Raw genomic sequence first — 25,330 nt, 5'->3', positions numbered from 1 at the left:
TTAGCTGACGGTAAAAAACCGGTACCGGAGGTCCAGGCTTTCTATCACAATAGAACTGGTTTCAGCGTTGAGTTCCGTGATGGACCATTTTTTAGGCCAGGCCTGCGCAACGTTCCATGTACGGATAGGCTCATGCTCATGGTTGAGCAGCGTGATAACGATATCGGAAGGTGTGAACTCCCTGTCCTGAAAGGCTTTCATACACCAGTCGAATATTTTCGAATCGGTGAGCAGCATGCCTCTTTTGAGTGTGAGGTCGGGGTATTTGGTCCTCACGGGCAGGGTATGTTCAAACCTGTTTTCGCCGCCTTCTTTCACGGTTTCTGTTTCATATTCCACCGTGAGGCCGGTGACAGCCTGAAAGCGGGTATCGTTGTCACTTTTGCCGAGGCCGGTAAACTCCACTTTGAAGTGGAAGCCTACCGGTGGGTAGTAACCAGCCATAGAAATTTGGAGATTTATTGATTTTGAAATTTGGTTATTTGACCAGGCTGATTCCTTCGTGCGCGATTTCTATTGTTTCCACTGCTATCTCGTTGGCATCTGCTTTCAGGTCGCTGGCCTGTACTTTCACCGGGAAGGCGTTGAGTACGGACCAGGTGAACACCGGCTGATGCACTTCGTTCAGCAGTTTGATAGTGATGGTGCGCCGTTCTATTTTACCGAGGTTGTTGACTTCCTTAAACCAGTCGAAGTATTCGGTTTTATTGGGGAAGGTGCCGCGTTTCATGGTGATGTTGCTGCTTTTCTGCAGGCCCGGCATTTTTACTTTGTTATAGTCTTTGCTTTGTCCTTCTCGGTATTCGATGACATCTACCTGTCTGTCGAGACCGGTGACTTCCGTGAAGCCGATCGTGGTGTCTCCCCATTTGACTTCAAAATGGAATTTAGGAATTGGATATTCAGCCATTGTGGTAAGGTTTTAATTGTGAAAAGATGGATTAAGCTTGTGGCAGGATATGGGAGAAGCGCAGGATAATAAATTCTGCGGGTCTTACAGCGGCCATTCCTATTTCGATGATCATGAAGCCGTTGAGGATATCCTGTGCCGTCATCGTTTTACCGAGGCCGACGGCCACATAGAATGCTTTATCGGGGGTAGCGCCTTGCAGGGCACCCTGGCGCCAGAGGGTGAGCAGGAAATTTTCGATCATCGCCTGCACCCTTACCCAGGTATTGGCATCATTAGGCTCGAACACAAACTGCAGAGTGGCCTTTTTAGTGCTTTCTTCCACCATGTTGAAGAAACGCCTTACGCTGACGTAGCGCCATTCGTTGTCGTTGCCGGCGAGGGTACGGGCGCCATATACGAGGGTGCCTTTGCCGGTGAAGGCGCGGATGGCGTTGACGGATTTGCCGGATACAACATCCACGTTCAGCTGATTCAATTCACTATTGGAGTAGATAACGTCCGGGGTACCGAGTATGCTGACATTGGCGGGCGCTTTCCATACGCCGCGGGCATTGTCTACCTGGGCATACACGCCTGCGATAGAGCCGCTGGGCGGCAGTGCCATGCTGGTGTTGTTGATGCCTGCGATGATGCTTTTGAACAGCGGAAATCCGGCAGAGAGGGCGTCGTTTTTCGCTTTCTCGAGGATGGCCGCTGCACCGAGGATGCCTGCCTGTATGGTGCTTTGAATGGCATAGAACTCATTCTGCACGAGGGGGACCACACTGAGCATCTTGGCTTTGTCGGTAGGGCCGGAAAGTACACCGTTTGCCGTACCGGCGGCACCTAATACACCGCCCCAGTCGGCGGTGGCAGTGCCGGCGAAGGTCTGTGTGGTGTAACCCGGAGTAGCCAGCGCTTTCAGGTCAGCCTGATAGTTGATCAGGTTGGTGTAGCGGTCTTTCAGCGCCAGTACCGTGTTTTTGAGGTTCACTACCATATCGGCGTTTTTGAGGGTGCCCGGCGCCGGAGTGGTAGTGTCGAGGGTATTGACGGTATTGGCAATATCCAGCAGGTATTTGAATACATCCTGAAGGTCAGTGGCGGTACCGCTGAGGATGAATTTATTGATTTTTTTATTGAAGAGGCTGTCCAGGCTATCCGTGCCCAGGAGGGTATTGAATTCGGTACTGATTTTTTTATTGTCAGCCGCCAGGTTGTCGAGGTCGTCGATCACTTTCTGGACGTTGGTATCTGTCGTAAAGTTTTTAAGGGAGGGAATGAGTACGCCGGCTTTTTTGATTTTACCTACCATATCGGCATACAGGATGTTTTTGTCGAGCGCCACCTGTACCCACGGCGTATAGGCCATCCCGTATTTGAGATTGTTGATGCCTATTTTATCGCGGAATTCCGCGCCCTGTGCATCGGTCCTTTTCAGGTCGAAGAGGCCTACCCGGTCTTTCAGATCGTCGCACTGTTTCAGGGTAGAGACCTGCAGATCATAGAGGGCGGTGCCGGCGAGGGTGGCGGCGTCGGGGAAGAGGATGATGGTAGGTTCATCGTATTTGACGAGGGCGTCTATACCATTCTGGATATCGCCTTGGACCGGTGCTCCGGCGGTATAGAGGCCAACAGACACGATGTAGCAATCACCACCACCGTTGGCGTAAAACAGCCGTAGTGAATCGTAGAGGAACCACTGGTAATCTACTTTGGCACTGGAGAACTGATTGTTGAGATCGAGCTGCACTTCGTTGACAACGGGTTTGGCCGGTCCGCCGAAATACAGCTGGTAATCGGCGATGGAGCCGATACGTGTTGGTGTATTGTGCAGGTCGCCGGGGCTCAGCATGTCTGCTTTTTCCGTATACCCGATAAATGCCGGGATGGCTGTTTCCACCGCTGCAATAGAGGGCGGGAACCTGGGCACTTCGTCTATATAAACGCCGGGTGTTTTGATGGCAGTTAAATTGAGCATGTGATGGGGTTTAAGAAGTGATGGTTATAAAAAGTTTATTGTTGAAATATCAGGGAGAATTTGCTGTTGGCTGTTCCTTTCTGGTATTTAAGTTTACCACCGGTATCCAGCAGGTCATAGTTACCGGGGCCGCGGATGATATTGATTTCGATGTAACCGAAAAGCCTTTCACTGTCTGTAGGAGCGGCCACGGTAACGGTCTGCTGGGAAATGTCAGGATAAGTGCTGCCATTGGCTTTGGCAATGGCATTGCCAAATACATATCTTCCTTCCTGGTTGCCCACGAGAAAGTGAGCGTCCAGTTTTGTATGGGCCGCTACGGCGGGAATGAATGTAAACCCTATCCTGATATTCGTATTGCTGAGATCACAAATCGGGTCTTTATCTGCTTTGATGGCCGTGATCAGCCGCAGGCCGCCATTGAAGGCCCTCACGGTTAGTTTTTTATCATCCAGCAACTGAAGCGTGGCGATATCAGGATACCACTGTATCCACTCAGTTGCCGGCAGGGCCGGCTGGGTGGCTGTCACATATTGGTGGGACAATGCAATTTCACAAACATGCTGATATGCTACGGTTATATTTTCCATCAGAGGTAATCACTTTTTAGGGTCAATAACACTGAATTTTCCGGTGATGGCTTCGATCACGCCGTCGCCTGTCACCACGTTGGTGTTGTGGAGTTCAATCACGCGCATCACATACATAATACTGGGATATACCTTGCCGCCCAGGATGGCCCACAGATGGTTCATTTCCTCGAACGACGGAGAATACATGTTTAATACCACACGATAGTCTGTACCATTGTAGTTGATAGAAAACTGGTTTTGTCCGTGAATGAAACGAATGATCTTTCCGATGTCTGATACGGCGTCCTTATAGTTGCTTTTACGGGAACTGAAAAGGATGTACGCATTCAGAAATACATAGGGATTGAAATATTCCGTTCTCAGGGTGGCGTTGTTTACCCGGGAGTAAGCTGTGTTTTTAAGGGAGGGTTCTTCTTTCAGGTTCACCAGTGTCAGCAGCACAGACGGTGCTGCGTTACCCGGACTGGCGATGTTGCCCAGATCGAAATCTCCGCCTGCAAATTGGGGCGTAAGACTATCCCTGATGATGGTCAGTATTTCGGTCAGCATATGTATATTTTAAACTGTATCCTTTTGCTGCAAACAACTGTATATATAAAATTGTGTCTTTTTAAAAAGGGGGGCGAAGGCAGAACATCCATGTTCAGGAAAAAACAATCCACTCCCGATCGGCCTCCTGTCTTGAAGCAGACAAAAGACCAACGTTAAGAAAATGCAATCCAATCCCTGTTCATCATCTGCCGAAGGCAAACAATAAACACAAAAAATGTTTTGATAATCTGTGAAATCAGCCAATCAGGACATTCGCGGCACCTGTTGTTACGGCACCTCCATGGGCTGTACTATCGCTTATACGTGCTGCCGGTTTACCACCAATCAACACCGTGGCAGAGCCAGTAATGATGGCATCAGGTGCTAAAGGACAAACACAACTGTCCCCGATAACAGCCGCTGGTTTGCCACCAATTAATACGGTTGGGCATCCCGGGCCAAGGACAGGGCCACCTCCATGTGAGCATACATGAAGATCCCCGATAGTCGCCGCTGGAAATGACATAAGCAACAATTAATTACGCTTCTTCTGAACTTCCCGTCTTAAACAAATTGAAATACTATTCTCGGGTCTTCCTCCTGGCTTATTTGGGGGTATCCACTAATCTTTGAGGTTCTATTACGACGCGGCCAGGAAAAAAGAGCATAGTAGAAATCCGACAATTAAGGTAGAGATTAATTCTATTACAACCAAATTATTTTTCTGAGGAGGCTATACGTTTTTAGGAGATTTTTTATAATCCCCGGAGACGAAAATGAAAAAAGCTTCCCGGTAAGGGAAGCTTTTGCAGGGTGTCGTAGTATAGCTAATGATTAGGATTCCTGATTAATAAGACGCTTTCATGCCGTTCTGTTCCCAGTAACTGATCACCGGGCGGAATGGCCCGTACTTATGTTGCCGTGCGGAGAAAGTATCCGCGAAAGGCCCTTTGTCATAGTCAATGGCCTTTTCAGCCACATGCGGATAGTCGTAGTTTTTGACATCCGGACGGGCATGTATGCTGTCGTTGTTCACAAACGCGGCGATGTCGAGGGCTTCTTCATCGGTGAGGAACGGTTTGTTCCACGAAGCTTTGTCATAAGGCATATTGGCCTTCAGCCACTGTGCCTGCTTGATCACACGGTGCATGCTGGAGCCGGGCTGGTAACCATTAGGCCCCCACAGCGGTGGATAAGTGTACGTAACGCCGGCCAGCTGGCCTTCTCCGTCTTTGCCATGACAACGGGCACAATGTTCCTGGTATAATGTTTTTCCTTTTTCCGGGTCAGCGGCGGTATCAGGCAGTTTTACCGCCAGGTTGTGACTGCCCTGGTGCGGTTTGTCTTTCGGCACAAAACTATTGATCCATCTCAGGTACGCCAGAAAAGCGACCATCTCTTTACTGTCCAGTGGCAGCGGTTTGCCATTATGCGGCCGCGTTACACAATTGTTGATCCGTTCTGCGAGCGTAAGCACCTTTCCTTCGCGGGCGCGGTACTGCGGATATTCCTGATGGGACAACATCAGGTTGAACGAAAATGCTTTGGTGCCGCCATCCTGGTGACAGTTGGTACAGTTCATTTTATTGCCCAGGTAACGGCCGTTTATACCCTCCGGACCGATATAATAGGCGGTGTTCAGCATCAGCTCGCGGCCATAACGGACCATCTCGCCGTACTTGTCTTTCGGGATGGTGCTGGTATCCACTTTCAACAACTCCGGTGCGGTGCTGATCGTTGCTGCCGGTGTTTTGGCGCTGCTGCCGGTATTACAGGACCAGATCATCACAGCAGCAGCTGCTGCCAGGAAACAACCGGTACGGATATATTGTGTTGTAGTCATAAACAAAAGCTTTGTATGTCATTCTGCGATGACATAGGGTAATAACTGCGAGGGAGAGATGAACTCAGCCCGGTACGGAATGAAAGTGGTGCGCAAGGTCCACAGCGGGCGGCCGTTGCGGCTGGTCAGTATGACGGTGTTGCGTTTGGAACAGCATTGTACTACATGATTATGGCCAACGAGGTAAGCGCTGCCCATCCTTTCATTAAAGAGATAGGGTGGCAGTACAGACCGGAGCGTCACGGTAGCCTGCCGGGAACTGTCGTTGAGCCGGAAAGCCAGCGTCTGCGACTGTTGGCGTGATACGCCGTTGTCGAACAACATCAGGTCATTGTCGGCATTGATATGTACGGCATGTCCCATGTCGAATGCGGCGGAATCGGGAATGGCGAAGTCGCCGCCTTTGCCGAACTTCCACATTATCTTGCCGCTTTGTGCATTGATTTTCCAGATCTGCCCATTGTTGTAGAAGGAAATAAGATAATTGCTGTCTTTGTCGAAGCTTAAGCTGTTGGCGTGCATCCAGTCATGTCGTGTGTGCATGATAGTTGTATCGGCAGTAGGTTCCAGTGCGTCGAATACGCTCCATTGCCAGCGGCGGTGGCCTTCGCGGTCAAATACCACGATGCCGTCGCTCTTTACGGTGTCCTGTTCACTGCCGCCCTGCAGGGAGAGGTCTACTATCTTTTCAACGCTGGTAAGCGCTACGATGGCATCCTGACCTTTGCGCAGTACCTCATGGTGCACGTCCGCATTAAAATCCTGTTGACCTTTTTTCAGATGCAGCAGGGTGTCGCCACGCAGATCGATCTCCAGTATTTCATTGCCATAACTGGTGGGGAAAGTTTTATCACCCAGGATACAGAGGAATGTCTTTTCGTTGGTCAGGTGTGCGGTTTTGAAACCGGTACCTTTCACCTGGTGATACCAGACAATACGTCCGGCGGCATTGACGAGGTATATCATGCCGGGGTCATCGCGTTGATTCAGTAACAGTAACCCTTGCTCAAATTCCGGCGGCAGGCTTTCCCCGGGTACAGCAGTGGCTTTCAGCTGGTCCTGAAGGGCTGGCGGAACATCCATGTTGATGCGGACGGTGTGGGCGGTACAGCTGCAGAGCAGGAGCAGCAGGCATAGCAGGCGTGTGTGCATGGCAGTTAGCTTGGCCCGGGACTTCAGTCCTGGGAAACGAAATAGCCCCGGGCTTTTGGCCCGGGGTGATGAATATTATTTCCACAGATCGTTCTGTGTAGCCTTGGGATTGGCATTCAGTTCTCTTGCAGGAATAGGCAATACATAGTGTTTGGCTTTGAAAGTGTTGGCGCCTTGTTTCTCACGGGCTGTCAGGATGGACGCTAATTGAGCGGCTGACTTGTTCCAGCGGCGCAGGTCATAGATCCTGTTTTGTTCGTAGAACATTTCCAGCAGTTTCTGGTGATCTATTTCTGCTATCAGCTGATCGGCGCCGGGCAGGTCTGCTGCGGTTTTGGGCGCAAGGCCGGCGCGGGTGCGTATCTGGTTGATGTCTGCCAGTGCTACGCCGGTGTGGCCGTTACGGGTGGCTGCTTCTGCGCGCATGAGCAGGACTTCCGCGAAACGCATCACGCGATAGTTGGCGGTAGATGGTGTGGCGCCCCAGTAGTTGTCGGCATTGGCCACATTACGCCAGGCGCCCGTGTATTTTTTGATCAGGAAACGGCCGTTGGTAGTGGTATCCAGCTTGGTATCAGGGTAGAGGCGCAAGATTTTGGCGCGTGCGGAACCCCACAGGTCGTCGAACGTTTTGTTATCGTAGAAGGTGTTGTCTGCTTCGCCGAGGGTGGAGTATTTCCACATCAGCGTGGCGTACATGCGTTTGTCGAATTTGGTATCTGAACCAGCCGGGCGCGGTTCTTTTACAAACTGTGACACGAGGTAGTTGGACGGCACATATTTAAACCATCCGCCACCTGCCGGGGGACCGATAAACTGCGGGATGTAGTTAAACATCGGTGAGTTGGCGGTTTCAGCGCCCCATGGGCCATACGGGTCACCGAGGGGCGCACATACCCATTCAAAGATGGATTCTTTGTTGAACTCGTTGGCGTCGGTGAAGTTGTCTTCAAAATTGTCTACGAGGCCATAGCTGTAAGGAGCCTGTGTGAGCAGCGTCAGGGTCGCTTCGGCCTGCGGGTAGTTCTCCATATAGAGGTAGGCTTTGCCAAGGAAACCAATAGCGGCGCCACTGGTGGCCCTGCCTTGCTCTTTGGGATCGCGTTTTACCGGCAGCTTGTCTTTGGCGGCGGACAGGTCGCTGATCACCTGTTGCCATACTTCGTCTTTACTGGCGCAGGAGGCGGCATAGGCGTTGGTGGTTTCCACCGGTTCGGTGCGCAGTGGTACGGCGCCCCAGTTGGAGGCAAGGATAAAATAGGACAGACCACGGAGGAATTTGGCTTCTGCGATATAGATCTCTTTTTTAGCGGCATCGATGGGCACTTTGTCGATACGTGCCAGGATAAGGTTGGCGCGATGGATACACTGATAGGTCCTGTCGAAGATATCGGCGGCGTCGCTGTTGTTTTCATCGTTGGTATAGGAAGCGATGGCCCAGGTACCTGCTTCTTCACCGGGGATAGTAAATACATCGTCGCCCATGGCGTTGATGTCCTGTACACCGGTGAAAGCGCCCCAGTAGCCGTAGAGCGGAAGGCGCAGCGGGCTGTAGGTGGCGGCCAGCGCCATGCTTAAGCTGCTTTCGTCTTTCCAGAAATTAGTTTCGGTGATCCTGTTGGGATCTGTCTGTGTCAGGAAGTCGCGTTCATTGCAACTGCCGGCCAGCGCCATCGTCAGTGCCAGTGCGCCGATATATTTGATTGATTTTTTCATTGCGTACAACTTTTTTTGATGGTTAGAAGGAAAGGTTCAGGCCCAGCAGGAAGGTGCGTGACAGGGGATAGGCATCCCAGGAATTGTCCATACCGCGGGAGAGGGCGCCACCGCCCAGGTCCGGATTGTAACCTTTGTATTTGGTGGCGGTGAAGAGATTTTCAGCGGAACCAAAAAATCTGACCTTGTCAATGCCCCATCTGCCAGTGAGAGCGGTAGGCATGGTATAACCTAATTCCAGGCGTTTGAAACGGATGTAGGAACCGTCTTCCAGCCATCTGTCGCTGTTTTCTCTTTTATTATTGTTAGGATCGGAGAGGGTGAAACGGGGGAAGTTGGAGTGATGCTCCGGTGTCCATGCGTCAAGTACGGCGGTGGACAGGTTGGTCACTTCGGTCATTTTTTCCATCCATTGTCTTCTGCCGTTATAGATCTTGTTACCGGACACGCCTTCAAAGAAGAGGTTCAGGTCGAAGTTTTTATAAGACAGGTTAGCGGCCAGGCCCATGGTGATTTTTGGGAAGGGGCTGCCAACATTCTGTACGTCCTGGTTATCGATCTTGCCGTCGCCGTTGTAGTCTACGAAGCGGATATCACCAGGTTTGGCGTCCGGTTGGATCGGATTGCCGTCTTTGCCTTTATAGGTATTGACTTCCTCCTGGGAATTAAAGATGCCATCGGTTTTGATGAGGAAGAAGGAGCCAATGGGTGCGCCTACTTTGGCCCTGGAGATGTCGCCGAATTCCTGTCTGCCGGAGCCGACAGTGATGGCTGTCATTTCGTTGGCGGTATGGGAAAGGTTGAACATCACACGGTATTTGAGACCGCTGCGGGTTTGGTCGGCATATTCCACGGAAGCTTCATATCCTTTGTTTTCGATCACGCCGGCATTGAGTGTAGGCGTGCCCGTTTTACCCACAGACAGGGGGAATGGCACACCGAGCAGTACGCCATTGGTTTTTTTATGGAAGACTTCAAAGATGAAGAACAGTTTGTTGTTGAGGAAGCCTGCATCGATACCACCATTGACGATCTTGGTTTCTTCCCAGGAGAGGTCCAGGGGAGAAGCATAAGCGCTGGCGGTGCCGCCTGGCCAGAGCGTATTGCCCTGTACGTAGTTGATACCGCTGGAGATGGCAGACTGCGTAAGATAGTTGCCGATTTCCTGGTTGCCCAGTACGCCCCAGCTGCCGCGCAGTTTCAGGTTGCTGACAACATCACGCAGACCGGAGAAAAAGTTTTCATTGTGGATGTTCCAGCCAACAGAGAAAGAAGGGAAGGAGCCAAACTGGTAGTCGCTCGCAAACCGGGAGGAACCGTCTCTGCGGATAGATGCGGTGAACAGGTATTTGGAATCGTAGGAATACATCACCCGTCCGAAGGTGGACAGGATAGCGCTGGTGCTGGCGCTGCCATCATTTTTCTGGGAGTTGGCTGTGCCGGCGCCCAGTACGGAAGTACCGTCCGGCAGATCGTTGCGGGAAGCGTTGAAACCGGAGTAGGTATTTTTCTGGGCGGTATAACCGGCTACCGCATCGATGTTATGTTTGCCCAGTTTTTTGGTATAGCTCAGGGTATTTTCCACCAGCCAGGAGTTGGAGATAGAGCTGCCCTCTGAAAGGTCGGGTAAGGTATTGGCGGCGTTGCCGTCATTGTAGATACCGGTATAGGTGCGGATATAACCCTGTGCTTCCGTCAGACCTACGTTGAAGCGGTAGCGGAGCCCTTCGATCAGTTTCACTTCCACGAAGGCGTTGGCCAGCAGGTTCAGGTCTTTCGAGCTTCTGTTTACCTGTTCCAGCAGGGCAACGGGGTTGGACAGGTTTTTCATGTATATCGGTCTTCTGCCGTAGCCGCCGAGGTCCTGTGTGGGATCGTATACCGGTACGGTAGACGGCATCACGAGGGCGCTGCCCACGAGGCTGTGGGTCTGGTCGCCGCCGCCGGGAGCGAGGCGGCTGACACCTCTTTTGATAATAACGGTCTCGCCTATTTTAATTCTGCCTTTTTCGTATTGTGTTTTTACACGGAAGTTGGCAGCGGAGTAGTCGGTATTGATCATGGTACCGTTTTCTTTCAGGTATCCGCCGGAGAGGTTGTACGTAAAGTTTTTGGAGCCGCCGCTAAAGTTAACGTTGGTACGGGCAATCGTAGCCTGATGGAAGATAGCGTCCTGCCAGTTGGTGTTAACGCCGTTGTAGTTGGGGATGCCGGTCATGTTGGCCTGCATCAGTTTAGTCCATTGTTCACCGTTGAGGAGGCTCATTCTCTTGGGAACGGACTGAACGCCGAACCAGCTGTCGATTTCCAGTTTGGGAGCTGTTTCTTTCAGACCGCCTTTGGTGGTAACGATCACCACGCCGTTGGCCGCGCGGGAACCGTAGATGCTGGCGGTGGCCGCATCTTTCAATACTTCGATGGATTCCACATCGTTAGGGCTTACGCCATCGATGCTGTTCACGAACACGCCGTCTACGATAAACAGTGGTGCATTGTTGCCAAGGGTGCTGAGACCGCGGATGGTGATATTGAGGCCGGAGCCGGGAGCGCCGCTGGCGGATTCCACGGATACGCCGGGAACGCGGCCCTGGATGGCGCCGCTGATATTTTTTGAGACATTGGCGCTGATGGTATTCACGCGAACGGAGGAAACGGAGCCTGTCACGTCTTTCCGTTTTTGGGTACCGTAGCCTACCACCACCAGTTCCTCGCTCTGTACTGCTTTCTGTTGCAGGGTGATATCGAGGGGACCGGCTTTGGTGACATGTTTCTCGATGGTCTCATATCCGATGAAGGAGATGACGAGGGTGCCGCCGCCATCGGGCAGTTCGAGGGCGAAGTTGCCTTTAGCGTCGGTGCTGGTGCCTTTGGTGCTGCCTTTCAGCTTAACAGAGGCGCCTGTCAGCGGTTCGCCGGTGAGGGCGTCGGTGATACGGCCGTATACGGAAATATTGGCGACAGGCTTTACGTCCGTGCCATCGGTTTTAACCGACAGGATGATGGTATTGTCCACCACGCTGTAGTTCAGCTTGTTGCCTGCCAGGCACTGGGCCATGACATCTTCCAGGCTGGCCTGACTGGCGGAAACGGATACTTTGTCGGCCGTTTTCAGCATTTCGGTGTTGTAGAAAAAGGTATAGCCGGTTTGTTTTCTGATTTCCCGGAGCACTTTGGTGAGTGGTACACGGCGCATGTCCAGGGTCAGCTTTTGCGAGTAACCGGTAGCACTGACCTGCAGGGCTAGTACCAGCAGCAGAAAAGCAGTTAGCTTCATAACTTTCAGCATTTGCGCGCACACCGGGGACCACCGGTGTTTGACGGCATTTCTAAATGGCATAACTTTGTTAGGTTTTTGGTGAGCAATAAGGCTTTACGACAATTGTTTTTTGTTTGCCAGAACTTTCTACCGGGCATGTGGCGACATGTCCGGTTTTTCATTTAGGCATTTTTTCATTTAGGCATTTGTTTATTTTTTGATTTTCCTGACTGTAGATCCTAACGTAATCTGGCTGACTTCCAATGACCAAATGGCCAAATATCAAAATGACTTAATTGTAATGGTTTTGTTGGTGATGGAATATTGAATACCGGCTGTTTGCAGGATGCGTAAGGCCTGCGACAGGGTAGACGTTTTACGGATGGAGCCGGAATAGTGCTGGTCCGGGATATTGCCGTTATAGACAACTTCTACATCATACCACCGGGCGATCTGCCGCATAATAGCCGGGAGATTGTCATCTTCAAATTCAAACATCCCTGTTTTCCAGGCGATGGTTTTATCGACGTCTGCTTCGGATACCGTGATACGGTTTTGTCCTTTGGTGATGACCGCCTGTTGGGAGGGGGCCAGAACGGCTTGTTGTCCGTCGGGCCGGGATACCATGACTTTCCCGGTGACGAGCGTGGTGGTGATGTTGTTTTCATCGGCATAATTCATAACGTTGAAACTGGTGCCTAATACAGTGATTTGGTTGTCGCTGAGCTGTACGTGGAATGGTTGCTGTGCATTGGGACTTATTTCAAAGTAGGCTTCCCCGTTAAGGTATACGGTACGGTCGTTGCCGGCGAACCGGGTGGGGAAGCGCAGGGATGATGCGGCATTGAGCCATACCCTGCTGCCATCGGGGAGGGTGATCTGGTATTCACCGCCGCGTGGCGTGGCGAGGGTATTGAACAGTATTTTTTCTTCGGTATTGCCGGAGTGGTCGTATACCAGGGAGCCCTGGCCTTTACTAATACGGGTGCCGTCTTTTTCTTCAAACTGGCTGGAGCCGGCGGAGTCGAGGGGAACGGAGGTGCCGTCGGCCAGTGTGAGCATCGCTTTGGTGGTGCCGGGCAGTACATCATGGGCCGGCCGGGCGGCGGTGAAGTGCTGCTGTTCACGGTAACGGCTATACTGGTACCATCCGGTGGCAGCCACGAGTACCAGTACTGCGGCGGCAGACCACCAGTAGAGCCGGCGTTGTTGGCCCCGGGCAGGAGGGGTTAAGGCAGCAGGCGCCTGTGCAGTTGTATTGGCAACATGCTCCCGGAGCAACAACCTGAATTGGCCGACTGCAGCATGTAGCTGTCCCTGTTGCCCGTTAATGGCATCAAATATCTTTCTGGCCTGCTCAAAGGGTACCTGGCGGTCGGGGTTCTCCCGTATCCAGTCTTCCCAATGGCGGGTATCTTCCTCGCTTACGCCCATACAGTAGCGCAGGAAGGAATCGTCTTGTAAAAAATCTTCAGTGGAGATAAAAGCGTTTTCCATGACGTGTTACTATGATATAGTGTGTGGAATCCCGGGTTATTCCCAAAGAATCCCAAAATATTTTTTTCTATATAAGTTAAAGGGAGATAAAGGCCTTTATTTCAGTGTGTTGATGATATTAAAATAAAGGTTGACAGACAGTGGGCCGATGAGGGGACCTTTGTCGTGTATGGACAAGGTGGCATCCTGTGCGGGCAGGGTACGGAGCGATTTGATATGCAACAGCATCAGCAGGGAGAAGGCGGCAGACAATATTTTGAGTGCCGAGCCGAGTGTGTTGTAGGCTGTTTTGGTAGTGATACCGGTGCGGCGGGCCACTTCTTCCATGGGCAGTCCATCGAAATAACGGAGCTCCACCAGTTCCTTCTGGCGGGGCGTGAGTTGTGAAATGGCCCTGCGTACCTTCTGCCGCAGCTCTTCGGTGGTTTGTACGGCCACAATACGGGCTTCATAGGAAAGCTCGTAAGGGGCTGCCGTCGCGAAAGCATCGGCTGCGGCGCCGGTCTGCTGTGACTGGCGTATGCCGGCAAATATTTTGCGGCGCAGGTACGTAAAAAGGTACGATTTCACATTGCGGACGTTGTTCAGCTGGTGGCGTTTGTCCCATATTTCCAGGAAAACATCGTTGATGGCGTCTTTGGTGAGTTCCGCATCGCCACAGCTGCGGATGCCGTAATTGACCAGCGACAGGTACATCTTTTCGTACAGGGCTACCAGTGCCTCCTGATTGTTCTGGCGCACTTCATCCCATAGTTGGGCGTTGGCGGTATCCGCCTGCGGTTGGCCGGCAGTGGGCTGGTCGCGGAATGTTACTGGTTCATTGCTCATCCGGAGAATTATTCAGCTGTTTTGACAGGATTGTTGGTGAAATCCTGTTTCATGTTCACGTGGTAACAGTTACTGACTTTGGTTGTTTTTATTCAGGCAGGGAAGGTAATAATAATTCGCGTAGGATCAATAAACGGGGAGAAAGGGGAGCCTCTTTTATTTGAGGCTTCCCGCGATGTAGGTACAATAATCTTTGTATTTATCCTGTTCGGCTGCCGGGTAAATGATCATGATGCTCTGAAGCACTTCGGAATCAGGGCTGCCCATGTAGTTGATCTTATGTCTGGCAGTTTTACAGTAGACAATATCTCCTTTGTCGTTAGTGCCGGAAAAGATGTAAAAGTTGGGTTTGATGACTTTGTAAGCCAGTTTAAGCCCTTCGGTGGATGTTTTGAATTCATGCTTCAGGGGATCAGGGTCGGCATTTTCGTCCAGGTCTCTTGGGTCGAGTGCGAGGTGACCGTAGGCCCATATTTTAGCCGTGCTCTTAGGGGCAGAAAACGTTTGGCCGTCGCCGTTCCCTGATTCCCCGTTGGCTTTAAAATCGTCCGGATACTCCATACAAAACTGGAAACGGTTGTTGCAATACTGTTTTCTTGGCCCGGTTGTGAAAGACAGGCACAGTATCGCCAGTACAAGGGAGGTTACACAAATTGTAGCTTTCATAATAAATGTCTAGAGCGCAAATGTAAGGTGCTTTTTTACTACTTTCGCCCGGTAAAAAAATCCCTTTCCCGTTTCATGAAACAAATCCTCACTGCCTTGTTATGCCTGGTATTTTGCCGGGCGCATTCCCAGACCTTATATGTAAAGACTTATGGCAACCCTAAAGACAAACCGGTCATTTTCCTGCATGGAGGCCCGGGGTACAATGCTGCTTTTTTTGAAGTAAGCACTGCTGCCCGGCTGGCCGATAAAGGTTTCTTTGTGATCGTTTATGACCGCAGGGGCGAAGGCCGTTCTCCGGACAGCACCGCTCAATTTACTTTCGGCGAGGCGCTGGCAGACATTGATGGTCTTTATAAAACCTATAAACTGAAAAAGGCGGTTTTGCTGGGTCATAGTTTCGGAGGGGTGCTGGCCGTTAAGTATGCCGGGAAAAATCCGGCTGCGGTGGATGCCATTGTACTGGCAGACGCGTTACTGAATGCGCAGGAAACCTACCGTACCATTCTGGCAAAAGTGAAAGGCATTTACCAGGAGAAAAAAGACAGTATGAGCCTTCGGTATATAGGGATGATTGAACAAATGGATACTGCCGGATTGGCATATAACTCTTATACGCTAGGGCATGCGATGATGAATGGCTTGTATGGACCGACGCATTTTTCAGAAGAGGCGAAGGTTATCTACCAGGAAACAAAGAAGGATTCCGTGGTGAAAAAATATGCCAGCCAGATGACGCGGTTGGCGCCAACCGGTTATTGGGAGCATGAACATTACACTACGTTGAACATGCTGCCGGAGCTCAAAAACCTGGTGGCCAAGAGGGTGAAAATATATGCGGTTTATGGAAAGGATGACGGACTGTTTTCTGAAAAACAGGTAGCAGCGGTGACGGATATAATTGGCAGCGACCGGGTCGGTTATTTAGCGGGAGCGGGGCATAATGTGTTCGCCGATCAGCAGGTTTCTTTTCTTAATGACCTCAAAAAATGGCTGAAATAGCCCGTTTTTTATGTAGTACTTAATAAAAATGCAGGTTTTTTAGACCTGCATTTTTTTATATCTGGTTGATAAGATGTCTATATTTTAACTATCAGATTATCAATAGTTTTATTAAAATTGTTTAAAGTAAAGTAAAACTTTAAGTAGTGCCCGCAATCTCCGGTTATGCTGTTTGTCCGGCCCCTGGTCTTACCCCTGTTTCCGCAAAAACGATGTCGCCCAGTTCTTCCAGTGAATTAACGGTAACGAGTGAAACGTGTTCCATCGGTAACGGTGAAAACAACCACCGTGGACCACTCTCCACTACCCCGAATGCTGACCCCCCGATTTCGATTTTATACGACCTTTTTGCCGGCTGAAAAATGAAACCCAACTCCAGTAATTTATCATGACTGATTGCGGTCATCGTTTATATATATTTTCACGAATATAATAATTTAATTTAAATTGATAATAACTATCGGAAGAATTTAAAAATACATGAGTGGTAGGGCACAAGGAAAGTTAAAAGTCTATAAATTTGGTAGACTAAAAACTTGTGAGTACTTTTACCGCGCTTACAGAATAATCATCATGCTGCTGACAAAAGGGCAGCAGTACGGCAACCGGAATCAATCGCAGTTGACATATTTTATATAACAGGACCCCCTATATGCAGCTACCGACGAAAGGTGAATCACCATCATTTTCAGGGAGAATAATGGATGGATGTCACGTTTCTCCCGGCTGAAGTCATGGGCTAAAAATGTCAAAACCACCAGTCCTGAAATTGGGATCTTGTTATAGCGCTGGCACACCTGCGCCATCATTTTTTACAAAAAGATTGTCAAGCTGTTACTACTAGGACCACTACCAGGGCACCTGGTAAAACCACACATTTGTTTAAACCAAAAGTTACCTATGGACTTATTCTACATTAATGCACGTAAGCGGACATGGGCTATCCTCCTGTTGATACTGACCCTTGCTTCCCCGATGTTTTTGCTGGCGCAACAGCGTGCAGGCGTAAGCGGTACCGTACGCAACGACCGCAACGAAGTCCTGCCGGGAGCTTCCGTTACCGCCATCAATACGGCTACCGGCACCTCTTCCTCCACGCAGACCAACGCGGCCGGCGTGTTTCAGTTTCCCAACCTTTCCCCCGGAGGGCCTTACACCTTCCGCATCACTTTCATCGGCCTGGAGCCCCAGGAGCTTTCAGGCTATAGCCTCAAAGCAGGAACACTACTTCAGGTCAACATCATCCTCAAAGAATCGGCTTCCTCCCTCAACCAGGTAGTCGTGGTGGGCTACGGCGTACAACGCCGCCGCGAGGTGACCGGCGCTGTGTCCTCCATCCGCGCAGCGGAACTGAAAGACCAGCCGGTATCCAGCTTTGCCCAGGCCATCGCCGGCAAAGTGGCCGGGGTACAGGTGATCCAGAACACCGGCGCGCCCGGCGGCAGCCTCAGCGTCCGCATCAGAGGCCTCAATTCCATCTCTGCCGGCACCGACCCGCTCTACGTCGTAGATGGATTCCCGTTGTCCAATGATCTGAAGAACCTGCAAGGCACCACCGATGTCGTCGGCATCACCGGCCAGGCCTCCTTTCAGAAATCGCCGGACCCGCTCAGCACCCTCAATAGTGACGACATCGAGTCCATCGAAATCCTTAAAGATGCTTCCGCAGCTTCTATCTATGGCTCCCGGGCCTCCAACGGCGTAGTGCTCATCTCCACCAAAAAAGGAAAAAGAGAAGGTCCGCCTTCATTTAGTTATAACGCCTACGGCGGTTTTCAACAGGTAAGCAAAAAGATCAAAATGCTGGACGCCTACCAATGGGCCAGGCTCTCCCTTGATGCTAAAAACAACGCCTACCTGGACGCTAAACCCGGCGGTAGTATCAACGATGATAACGCCACCCGCGGCAACTCCAACTTCCAGATAGCCCCGGAAACACTGCCCTACATCAAAGGAGAACAGGGACTGGTGAATACCGACTGGCAGGATGCGGTATTCCGCACGGCGCCGGTACAAAACCATACGCTCTCCGCTTCCGGCGGTAATGATAAGTTCCAGTATTATATCTCCGGTAATTATCTCGATCAAAAAGGTATCGTGATCGCTTCCGGGTATAAAAGATATGGCGTACGGGCTAATCTTACGGCCAATCTCACCCCCCGGCTGAAAGTCGGCATCTCCCTGAACCCCACCTTCGATCATTATGACCTGATCAATAGTGAAGGGCCCTGGACATTTGACGGTATCCTGAGCAATGCCCTCAAAGCATCGCCTATCTTCCCGGTGTATAACCCCGATGGCTCTCTGGCCACCAACAAACAAAACGTGTGGGCCTATGGTTATTCCGGTGGGGAAAACCCGGTGGCCCTTGCCACCCAGATTGAAGATAAGCTGGACCACGTGCGTAACCTCGGACATATCTATGGTGAATACACGATTATTAAAGGACTGACCTTTAAGACCTTCTTCGGAACAGATATCAATTATTTCAACCGTAACTATTACCGGCCTTCCACCCTGGGTAGTTATAAACCCATCCAGCAGGCAGCGCCCACCGTGCCGAAAGGGTCCGCCCAGACGGCGCAATCGGTGAACTGGCTTTGGGAAAATACGCTGAACTACCACTTCGAAGCATCCAAACACCGCTTCGACGTACTGGCGGGGTATACCTCCCAGAAAAATACCACCAGGGCCAACGAAACCGTGGGCACCGGCTTTCCTAACGATGCCGTACATACGATTAATGCAGCTACCATTACCAGCGGCACGTCCAACACCTCCCAATGGTCATTGTTGTCGTATCTGGGCCGTATCAACTACAACTACGACGACAAATATTTCGTGAGCGCCAGTCTGCGTAGCGACGGCTCGTCCCGTTTCGGTGCCAACAACAAATGGGGGTATTTCCCCTCTGTCTCCGGCGGATGGCTGATCAGCAATGAAGCTTTCTTTAAAGTGCCTGTGATCTCCGAGCTGAAAGCCCGTGTGAGCTATGGTACCTCCGGTAACTTCCAGATCGCCAACTACGCTTCTTACGATCTGCTGGCCTCCAATAACTATATACTTGGCAGTGGCAACGGCAATGTGGTCAACGGCGCCGGGCTTGCCCAGCCAGCCAATCCGGACCTGACCTGGGAAAAGACAGTGCAGTTCAATGCCGGCCTGGACCTCGGCCTCTTCCAAAACCGTGTCTACCTCAGCGCGGATTATTATAAAACCACCACGTCCGACCTGCTGCTGAATGTGCCGGTGCCTTTCAGCTCCGGTTTTCCTACTGCGCTCAAAAATGTGGGCAAGGTGCAGAACAGCGGCGTGGAATTCGGTCTGACTACCCGCAACCTTACCGGTGATTTCAGCTGGAACACCAACTTCAACCTGTCGGCCAACAAAAATAAAGTGCTGCAACTCGGTCCGGGTAACGCCCCGATCCTATCAGACGGTGGTAACGGTACCATCTCCCAACTGTTTATCACCGCGGTGGGCCAGCCTATCGGCAGCTACTACGGTTACGTGAACGGGGGCGTGTTTAAAAACCAGGACGAGATCAACGGTTATCCGCATTACGCCACCGCCAAACCCGGCGACCGTCGTTTCGTAGATGTGAATGGCGACAAAAAAATCGATGCCAACGACCGTACCGCCATCGGCAGCTATTTCCCGGATTTTATCTGGGGGATGACTAACGAATTCCGGTACAAGGGCTTCGATCTGGCGATATCCCTGCAAGGGGTGCATGGTAACGAGATCCTGAACCTGCAACGCCGCTTTATCTTTAATATGGAAGGTAACGCCAACCAGATGGCTGATGCCCTGTCTTACTGGAAATCGCCGCAAGACCCCGGCGATGGCAACGTGATGCGTGCCAACCGCGTCACCAATGCCAACAGCGCCCAGATCAGCTCTTTCCATGTGGAAGACGGTTCGTTTGTGCGTTTGCGTAATGTGACCCTCGGCTACACCTTCAACAAAAAACTGTTGGGCAACCATGTCAGCGCCCTGCGCGTGTATGTGTCCGGACAGAACATCTATACCTGGACACATTACACCGGTTACAACCCCGAAGTAAATGCCCGGCCTGACAGTCCGCTGTCACAGGGAGAAGACTACGGTACTTATCCGTTACCGAAAACCTTTATCGCCGGCTTAAATCTTTCATTCTAAAACCAGGGCCATATGAAACGTCAATATATACTACCGCTTTTGGGCATGCTTACCTTCAGCGCCTGCAGCAAGGATTTTATCAACCTCACGCCGCAGTCCAACCAAACTACGTCCACTTTTTTTAAGACCGCATCTGATTTTGAACAGGGAGTAAATGCTATTTATGATGGTCTGCAAAGTACCCAGACCTACGGCAAAACCTATTACTACCTGATGGAAGTACGGAGTGATAATACCGATATCTGGGACCGTGGAGCGTTGGCGGGCGTAGCTTCCCAGATCGACTTTTTTACCGAAGTAACCACCAATCCTTTTATCAGTGACGGTTATGCCGGTGCTTATGTGATCATCACACGGGCCAATGCGGTGCTGGACCAGATCGATGCTTCCGCTATACCTGACGCTTCCAAAAAACAATATAAAGGGGAGGCGCTGTTCCTGCGGGCGTTGTCTTATTTTAACCTGGTACGGCTATACGGACCGGTGCCGTTGGTCACCAAAATGGAAACCACCTCGCAGGCGCTGAACCATAAAAGGAATACCGCAGCAGAAATATATGCGCAGATAGAGAGCGACCTGCAAACCGCCGCGTCTTTGTTGCCGGCAGTATATGCTAACGCTAACGACTATGGGCGGGCCACCGCCGGCAGTGCCTACGGTCTGCTGGGAAAAGTGCTGGTGACAGAGAAAAAATGGGCCGATGCATTGACAGTCCTGAAGAATACCGGCAGCACCTACAGTCTGCTCAATGAATACGCTGATCTCTACAAACCGGCCAACGTGGTGAATCCGGAAATGCTGTTTGCCGTGCGTTTCAAAAAAGGCCTTAATCCTTCCGAGGGCAACAACTACTTCGCCGATATGGTACCGGTGTCTTTCTATTATAATGGTGTGCAATATGGTGGTTCCAACAATAACCGGCCTACCCATGACCTGGTGGCGAATTATGAGCCGGGAGACAAACGCCTGGGTGTATCGCTGGATACCATCTATAATAACAGCGCTACCAATGTGGTAAAGGGCAACTATGTAAAAAAATACTTCGATGTGCCCGGCGCCACCAACGATGGTGGCAGCAATTTCCCGGTGCTCCGTTATGCTGATATCCTGCTATTGCAGGCAGAGGCACTGAATGAGCAGGCGTACAGCGGCGCTACCGGCCCGGGAACAGCTTTCGGGTTCCTCAATGCCGTCCGCAAAAGGGCCGGGCTGGCGGAGAAAACAGCGACAGATCTGCCGGACCAGGCCAGTTTCCGCAATGCTGTTTTCCGTGAAAGGAGAGTGGAGCTGGCATTTGAAAACGACCGCTGGTTTGACCTGGCCCGCAGCACCAATGGCGTGGCGGTATTACAGGCTCACCTGAAGCAGGAGTACAACCTGGCCACGCCGGTGTTAAATGCCGACCGTTTGTTGTTTCCCATCCCACAGAGTGAAATCAATATCCATAATGATCCCGCCAATTTCCCGCAGAACAAGGGGTATTAAAGGCGGTTAAACGAGGAACCATGAAACATATTTATTCAGGTATACTGTGCGTGCTGTTGTCATTGACAGCAGCCGCACGGTCTGCCGCGGACTCCGTATGGGTACATTCCCACTATATCAAAAAAGAACAGTATATCCGTATGCGTGATAGGGTGCAGTTGTTCACCACTATCTATCAACCGCTTGACAGCAGTGAGCAGCACCCGGTGCTGATGACCCGGACACCTTATTCCTGCGCCCCTTATGGCAAAGACCTGTCACCCAAACTGTGGAACTCCTATTGGAACACGTATGCCCGTGAGGGTTATATTATTGTCATACAGGACGTGCGTGGCCGTTGGATGAGCGAGGGACAGTTTACCAATATCCGTCCGTTTAATCCGGATAAGAAAGGAACCGATATTGACGAGGCCAGCGACACCTATGATACCATTGAGTGGCTTTTGCATCATGTATCGCATAACAATGGGAGGGTCGGTATATTCGGTATTTCCTACCCCGGGTTTTATAGCACCATGGGCGCATTGAGCGGGCATCCGGCATTGAAGGCTGTTAGTCCGCAGGCGCCGGTGACGGACTGGTTCTATGGCGATGACTTCCATCACAACGGTGCCTTTTTCCTGATGGACTGTTTTAATTTTTATGCCAAAGGTTTCGGGTATCCTCATCCTCACCCGGTGTCAGTCGCGCCGGTACAGCAGTTACAGCTGCCTTGTGCCGATAACTACCAGACCTATCTGCAGATCGGTACCATTCCCAATTTTACGAAGCTGACAGGCGACAGTCTCGCGTTCTGGAAAGAGATCATCTCCCATCCCAATTATGATGACTGGTGGAAGGCCCGCGACCCGCGGCAGCATGTGGAGCGGATACAACCCGCCATGCTGGTGGTGGGTGGTCTTTTTGACGCAGAGGATTGTTACGGCGCCTGGAATTTGTACAAGGCTATTGAACAGAAAAAACAGCCTGCCCATTTCAACAAACTGGTGATGGGGCCTTGGTATCATGGTCAATGGGCTGCCACAGATGCTTCCCGGCTGGGCAACATACAATTTGGCGATAATACAGCCGCCTGGTACCAGGAACATGTGGAAGTGCCTTTCTTTAATTATTACCTGAAAGAGAAAGGCTCCTTGACAGCGCTGTCCGAAGCCACTATCTTCTTTACAGGAGAAAACCATTGGCGGCAGTTTACCACATGGCCATCGCCGGACGTGCAGCACAAGCCTTTGTACTTCCAGTCCGGTGGCGCGTTGGGGTGGGGGCTTCCCGCCGCCGCTGCGCGCCCTTACAGCGAATATGTGAGTGATCCGGCCCATCCGGTGCCTTATACCGGCGACATACATTATATACGTACCCGTGACTATATGACCGATGACCAGCGGTTTGCTTCCCGTCGTTCCGATGTGCTGACATTTGAAACGGAGCCGCTCACCGCGCCGGTTACGCTGGGAGGGGCTGTTACCGCCGATCTCAGTGTAAGCATTACCGGTACCGATGCTGATTTTGTGGTGAAGGTCATTGATGTGTTCCCGGATGATTTTAGTTACCCGGGCGCTTCGCAGCCCAATATGACCCGTGATGCCGGTGGCCCGCATCCAATGGGTGGGTATCAGATGCTGGTGCGTGGTGATATTTTCCGTGGCCGCTTCCGTAACAGCTTCGTTCATCCGGAGGCTTTTACACCCGGAAAAGTGGAGAAAGTACGTTTTGATTTGCCCGACATCGCTCATACTTTTTTAAAGGGACATCGTATCATGGTGCAGGTACAGAGCAGCTGGTTTCCGCTGGCAGACCGCAATCCGCAGCAGTTCATTAATATTTACGAAGCACAGGAAAAAGATTTTAAGAAGGCTAATATCCGGGTGTATCATGATGCAGCGCATCCTTCATCGGTGGTGTTGCCGGTGATTCATTAAACGGATTAAACGTGTTAAATCCATTGAACCCATTAAACCCATTAAACCCAGGGCTGAAGCCCTGGGCTACGATGTTATTCAGGCTGTTTTCAGGCAGGAAATCTAATAAAATGCTATAGATACAATTTTATTACGGACAGGGTCAGGGTTTTAATTTCAGTGCTAAAGTTTTCGGGCTTTGATTTTGTAGACTCCTTCGCAGCCATCGCATTTTTGTGAAAATCATGGCACAAAAACAGCCTGAATAACATCGTAGCCCAGGGTTTTAACCCTGGGATCTTGTGGCATGGATTCCCAGGGGCGGGGACGTCATTCCGGGAATGCAAATCAAATATCCCGTTTCATCAGGATATCCATTTGTTCATCGGCGCCGAGCCGGAAGATATGTTGACCGAAGGGAACAAAACCTTGCTTGTGATAGAATGCCTGTGCTTTTTCATTTTTGGTCCATACGCCCAGCCATATAAAGGCGGCCTTTTTCTCCCGGGCTACCGCGATGGCTTTGTCGAGCAGCAGTTGTCCTGCTTTGAGTCCCTGAAATTGTTGCAATACATAGATCCGTTCTATTTCCAGGGTGTCCTGATCTTTCAGGTCTGTTTGTGCCTGGCCGGTGTTGAGCCTGATATAGCCGATGGGGGTGTTTTGTTGGAAGGCAATGTAGTAGCTGATGTCGGGGGAATTGATTTCTGTTGAGAGTTGTGCCGTATTAAAGTGTGTGGATAGGTGATGTTGCATATCTTCCGGTGTATTGTAGGCTTCATAGGTTTCCCGGAAAGTTGTGACAGAAAGTGTCTGTAATGGTGTGATATTTTCCAGAGTCGCACGAATAATATAGATAGATGTCATGATTTTCTTTTTTACAAAGATACCGAATCCAGGGAGTGGAGTCTTTGGGGGTGGGGGTTGTCATCGTTCTGACAATTTCCTTTTAGTACCTTCGCGGTATGACGAGACAAGAAACCCAACTGACTGATATTGATATTCAATTGTTGCAAAGCCTGGGCCGGGTGAAGGGGCGTCGTTTGAGGCTGCTGATATTTTTTACCCTTGTTACGCTGGTGTTTGGGCTGTTGCTGTTTATCCCGTCTGATACCGCCGGTTTTACGATTGGCGTGGGGCTTATATTTCTGCTGATGTTCTCGCTTTGTTATTTTATGTGGCGGGGAGTGTGGTTGATGCGGCGGCGTAGTCAGCTTAGTATTGATAATGGCCGCAAAGGAATTGTGGATATTGAGTTGAAGGCGTTACTGGCCAATGGCCGGGGCGGGGTGGATTATGTGGCAGACAATGGCGAGGTGTACCGGGTAGCGGTGCCGCTGCCGGGTGTTTCGGTATTGGGCAGGCAGTTGGCTTCCTGGTATCCGGGCGTGATTGAACGGGCCACAGGTGCAGTGGGTGAACATGTACAGCTGCATATCAGTGTTACTGGTGTGTTGTTACAGGTAACATATCCGGATGCATTGGCGGTGAAAGCGCCGGCGGTGTTAACGGAAACGGATAAACGGCTGGTAAGCCAATATCATAACCGTGAGAAGGTTATTATTATAGGTAAGATCACGGAGGTTTTGTTCCCTTTACAAAGAGGCAAAGCGGCACATGAGACGTATATCCGTTTAGGTGATACCTTATATCTCCTGAAGCCGTTGCGGCAAACGGAGCATCCGGTCAACCCCGGACTGGAAGTGCATTTGCATATACTTCCCGGAAAAAATGGAGAGGCTGACCAGCTGCTGTATTTGTTGGGAGCCTAGGCGCATCGGGACCGCTGGGAAGGTAACTGGCGGCTAACCCCCTGGGCATTGTTGCGG

20 protein-coding genes are annotated in these 25,330 nt (G+C 51.0%); 5 read left to right on the top strand and 15 right to left on the bottom strand.

The annotated features are described in order from the left end of the window. The 13 genes from HHL17_RS23395 to HHL17_RS23335 all read right to left on the bottom strand — a co-directional run bounded on the left by HHL17_RS23395 (window position 1) and on the right by HHL17_RS23335 (window position 14,955). The gene (locus tag HHL17_RS23395) at window positions 1-444 is read right to left on the bottom strand and encodes a phage tail protein (protein ID WP_168873425.1); all 444 of its coding nucleotides are present in this window, start codon (window positions 442-444) and stop codon (window positions 1-3) included. A gap of 34 nt (window positions 445-478) precedes the next feature. After that, complete coding sequence (locus HHL17_RS23390) at window positions 479-910, bottom strand: phage tail protein (protein WP_169227277.1); 432 nt, start codon at window positions 908-910, stop codon at window positions 479-481. Between the two features lie 31 nt (window positions 911-941). Further along, the gene (locus tag HHL17_RS23385) at window positions 942-2,873 is read right to left on the bottom strand and encodes a phage tail sheath C-terminal domain-containing protein (protein ID WP_169227276.1); all 1,932 of its coding nucleotides are present in this window, start codon (window positions 2,871-2,873) and stop codon (window positions 942-944) included. A 35-nt stretch (window positions 2,874-2,908) separates the two neighbouring features. Continuing rightward, window positions 2,909-3,463, bottom strand: coding sequence for a hypothetical protein (locus tag HHL17_RS23380; protein ID WP_169227275.1), 555 nt, complete (start codon window positions 3,461-3,463; stop codon window positions 2,909-2,911). Between the two features lie 9 nt (window positions 3,464-3,472). After that, window positions 3,473-4,015, bottom strand: coding sequence for a DUF4255 domain-containing protein (locus HHL17_RS23375; RefSeq protein ID WP_169227274.1), 543 nt, complete (start codon window positions 4,013-4,015; stop codon window positions 3,473-3,475). A gap of 238 nt (window positions 4,016-4,253) precedes the next feature. After that, a complete protein-coding gene (locus HHL17_RS23370; protein WP_168873429.1) occupies window positions 4,254-4,523 on the bottom strand; it encodes a PAAR domain-containing protein in 270 nt (89 codons plus the stop codon). Between the two features lie 321 nt (window positions 4,524-4,844). Then, window positions 4,845-5,840 (bottom strand): c-type cytochrome, encoded by a 996-nt coding sequence (locus HHL17_RS23365; protein WP_169227273.1) that lies wholly within the window; start codon window positions 5,838-5,840, stop codon window positions 4,845-4,847. 18 nt (window positions 5,841-5,858) lie between these two features. Next, entirely contained in the window at window positions 5,859-6,992 is a 1,134-nt protein-coding gene (locus HHL17_RS23360; protein WP_169227272.1) for an aryl-sulfate sulfotransferase, read from the bottom strand. A 75-nt stretch (window positions 6,993-7,067) separates the two neighbouring features. Further along, window positions 7,068-8,708, bottom strand: coding sequence for a RagB/SusD family nutrient uptake outer membrane protein (locus tag HHL17_RS23355; RefSeq protein WP_169227271.1), 1,641 nt, complete (start codon window positions 8,706-8,708; stop codon window positions 7,068-7,070). A gap of 22 nt (window positions 8,709-8,730) precedes the next feature. After that, the gene (locus HHL17_RS23350) at window positions 8,731-11,982 is read right to left on the bottom strand and encodes a TonB-dependent receptor (RefSeq protein WP_169227270.1); all 3,252 of its coding nucleotides are present in this window, start codon (window positions 11,980-11,982) and stop codon (window positions 8,731-8,733) included. A 264-nt stretch (window positions 11,983-12,246) separates the two neighbouring features. Beyond that, window positions 12,247-13,461 carry a FecR family protein gene (locus tag HHL17_RS23345; protein ID WP_169227269.1) on the bottom strand — a complete coding sequence of 405 codons (1,215 nt, stop codon included), beginning with the start codon at window positions 13,459-13,461 and terminating at the stop codon, window positions 12,247-12,249. 96 nt (window positions 13,462-13,557) lie between these two features. Next, entirely contained in the window at window positions 13,558-14,289 is a 732-nt protein-coding gene (locus HHL17_RS23340; RefSeq protein ID WP_169227268.1) for an RNA polymerase sigma factor, read from the bottom strand. Between the two features lie 156 nt (window positions 14,290-14,445). After that, complete coding sequence (locus HHL17_RS23335) at window positions 14,446-14,955, bottom strand: hypothetical protein (RefSeq protein ID WP_169227267.1); 510 nt, start codon at window positions 14,953-14,955, stop codon at window positions 14,446-14,448. Between the two features lie 75 nt (window positions 14,956-15,030). Between HHL17_RS23335 and HHL17_RS23330 the strand changes: the two genes are divergently transcribed. After that, complete coding sequence (locus HHL17_RS23330) at window positions 15,031-15,957, top strand: alpha/beta hydrolase (protein WP_169227266.1); 927 nt, start codon at window positions 15,031-15,033, stop codon at window positions 15,955-15,957. 163 nt (window positions 15,958-16,120) lie between these two features. On the opposite strand, the gene HHL17_RS23325 is transcribed toward HHL17_RS23330, so the two are convergent. Continuing rightward, a complete protein-coding gene (locus HHL17_RS23325) occupies window positions 16,121-16,363 on the bottom strand; it encodes a hypothetical protein (protein WP_169227265.1) in 243 nt (80 codons plus the stop codon). A 494-nt stretch (window positions 16,364-16,857) separates the two neighbouring features. Here HHL17_RS23325 and HHL17_RS23320 point away from each other — a divergent pair, with 494 nt between their 5' ends. The 3 genes from HHL17_RS23320 to HHL17_RS23310 are packed head-to-tail and all read left to right on the top strand — an operon-like array spanning window position 16,858 to window position 23,522. Beyond that, the gene (locus tag HHL17_RS23320) at window positions 16,858-20,118 is read left to right on the top strand and encodes a SusC/RagA family TonB-linked outer membrane protein (protein WP_169227264.1); all 3,261 of its coding nucleotides are present in this window, start codon (window positions 16,858-16,860) and stop codon (window positions 20,116-20,118) included. Between the two features lie 12 nt (window positions 20,119-20,130). Next, window positions 20,131-21,603 (top strand): RagB/SusD family nutrient uptake outer membrane protein, encoded by a 1,473-nt coding sequence (locus HHL17_RS23315; protein ID WP_169227263.1) that lies wholly within the window; start codon window positions 20,131-20,133, stop codon window positions 21,601-21,603. 20 nt (window positions 21,604-21,623) lie between these two features. Beyond that, window positions 21,624-23,522, top strand: coding sequence for a CocE/NonD family hydrolase (locus HHL17_RS23310; RefSeq protein WP_169227262.1), 1,899 nt, complete (start codon window positions 21,624-21,626; stop codon window positions 23,520-23,522). Between the two features lie 327 nt (window positions 23,523-23,849). On the opposite strand, the gene HHL17_RS23305 is transcribed toward HHL17_RS23310, so the two are convergent. Continuing rightward, the gene (locus HHL17_RS23305) at window positions 23,850-24,368 is read right to left on the bottom strand and encodes a GNAT family N-acetyltransferase (protein WP_169227261.1); all 519 of its coding nucleotides are present in this window, start codon (window positions 24,366-24,368) and stop codon (window positions 23,850-23,852) included. 98 nt (window positions 24,369-24,466) lie between these two features. On the opposite strand from HHL17_RS23305, the gene HHL17_RS23300 reads away from it, so the two are divergent. Beyond that, window positions 24,467-25,273 (top strand): hypothetical protein, encoded by an 807-nt coding sequence (locus tag HHL17_RS23300; RefSeq protein ID WP_169227260.1) that lies wholly within the window; start codon window positions 24,467-24,469, stop codon window positions 25,271-25,273. Window positions 25,274-25,330: the final 57 nt, after the last annotated feature.

This window comes from Chitinophaga fulva, from assembly GCF_012927205.1.
GTDB lineage: Bacteria > Bacteroidota > Bacteroidia > Chitinophagales > Chitinophagaceae > Chitinophaga > Chitinophaga fulva.
This window is presented reverse-complemented; position numbering and strand designations above follow the sequence as displayed.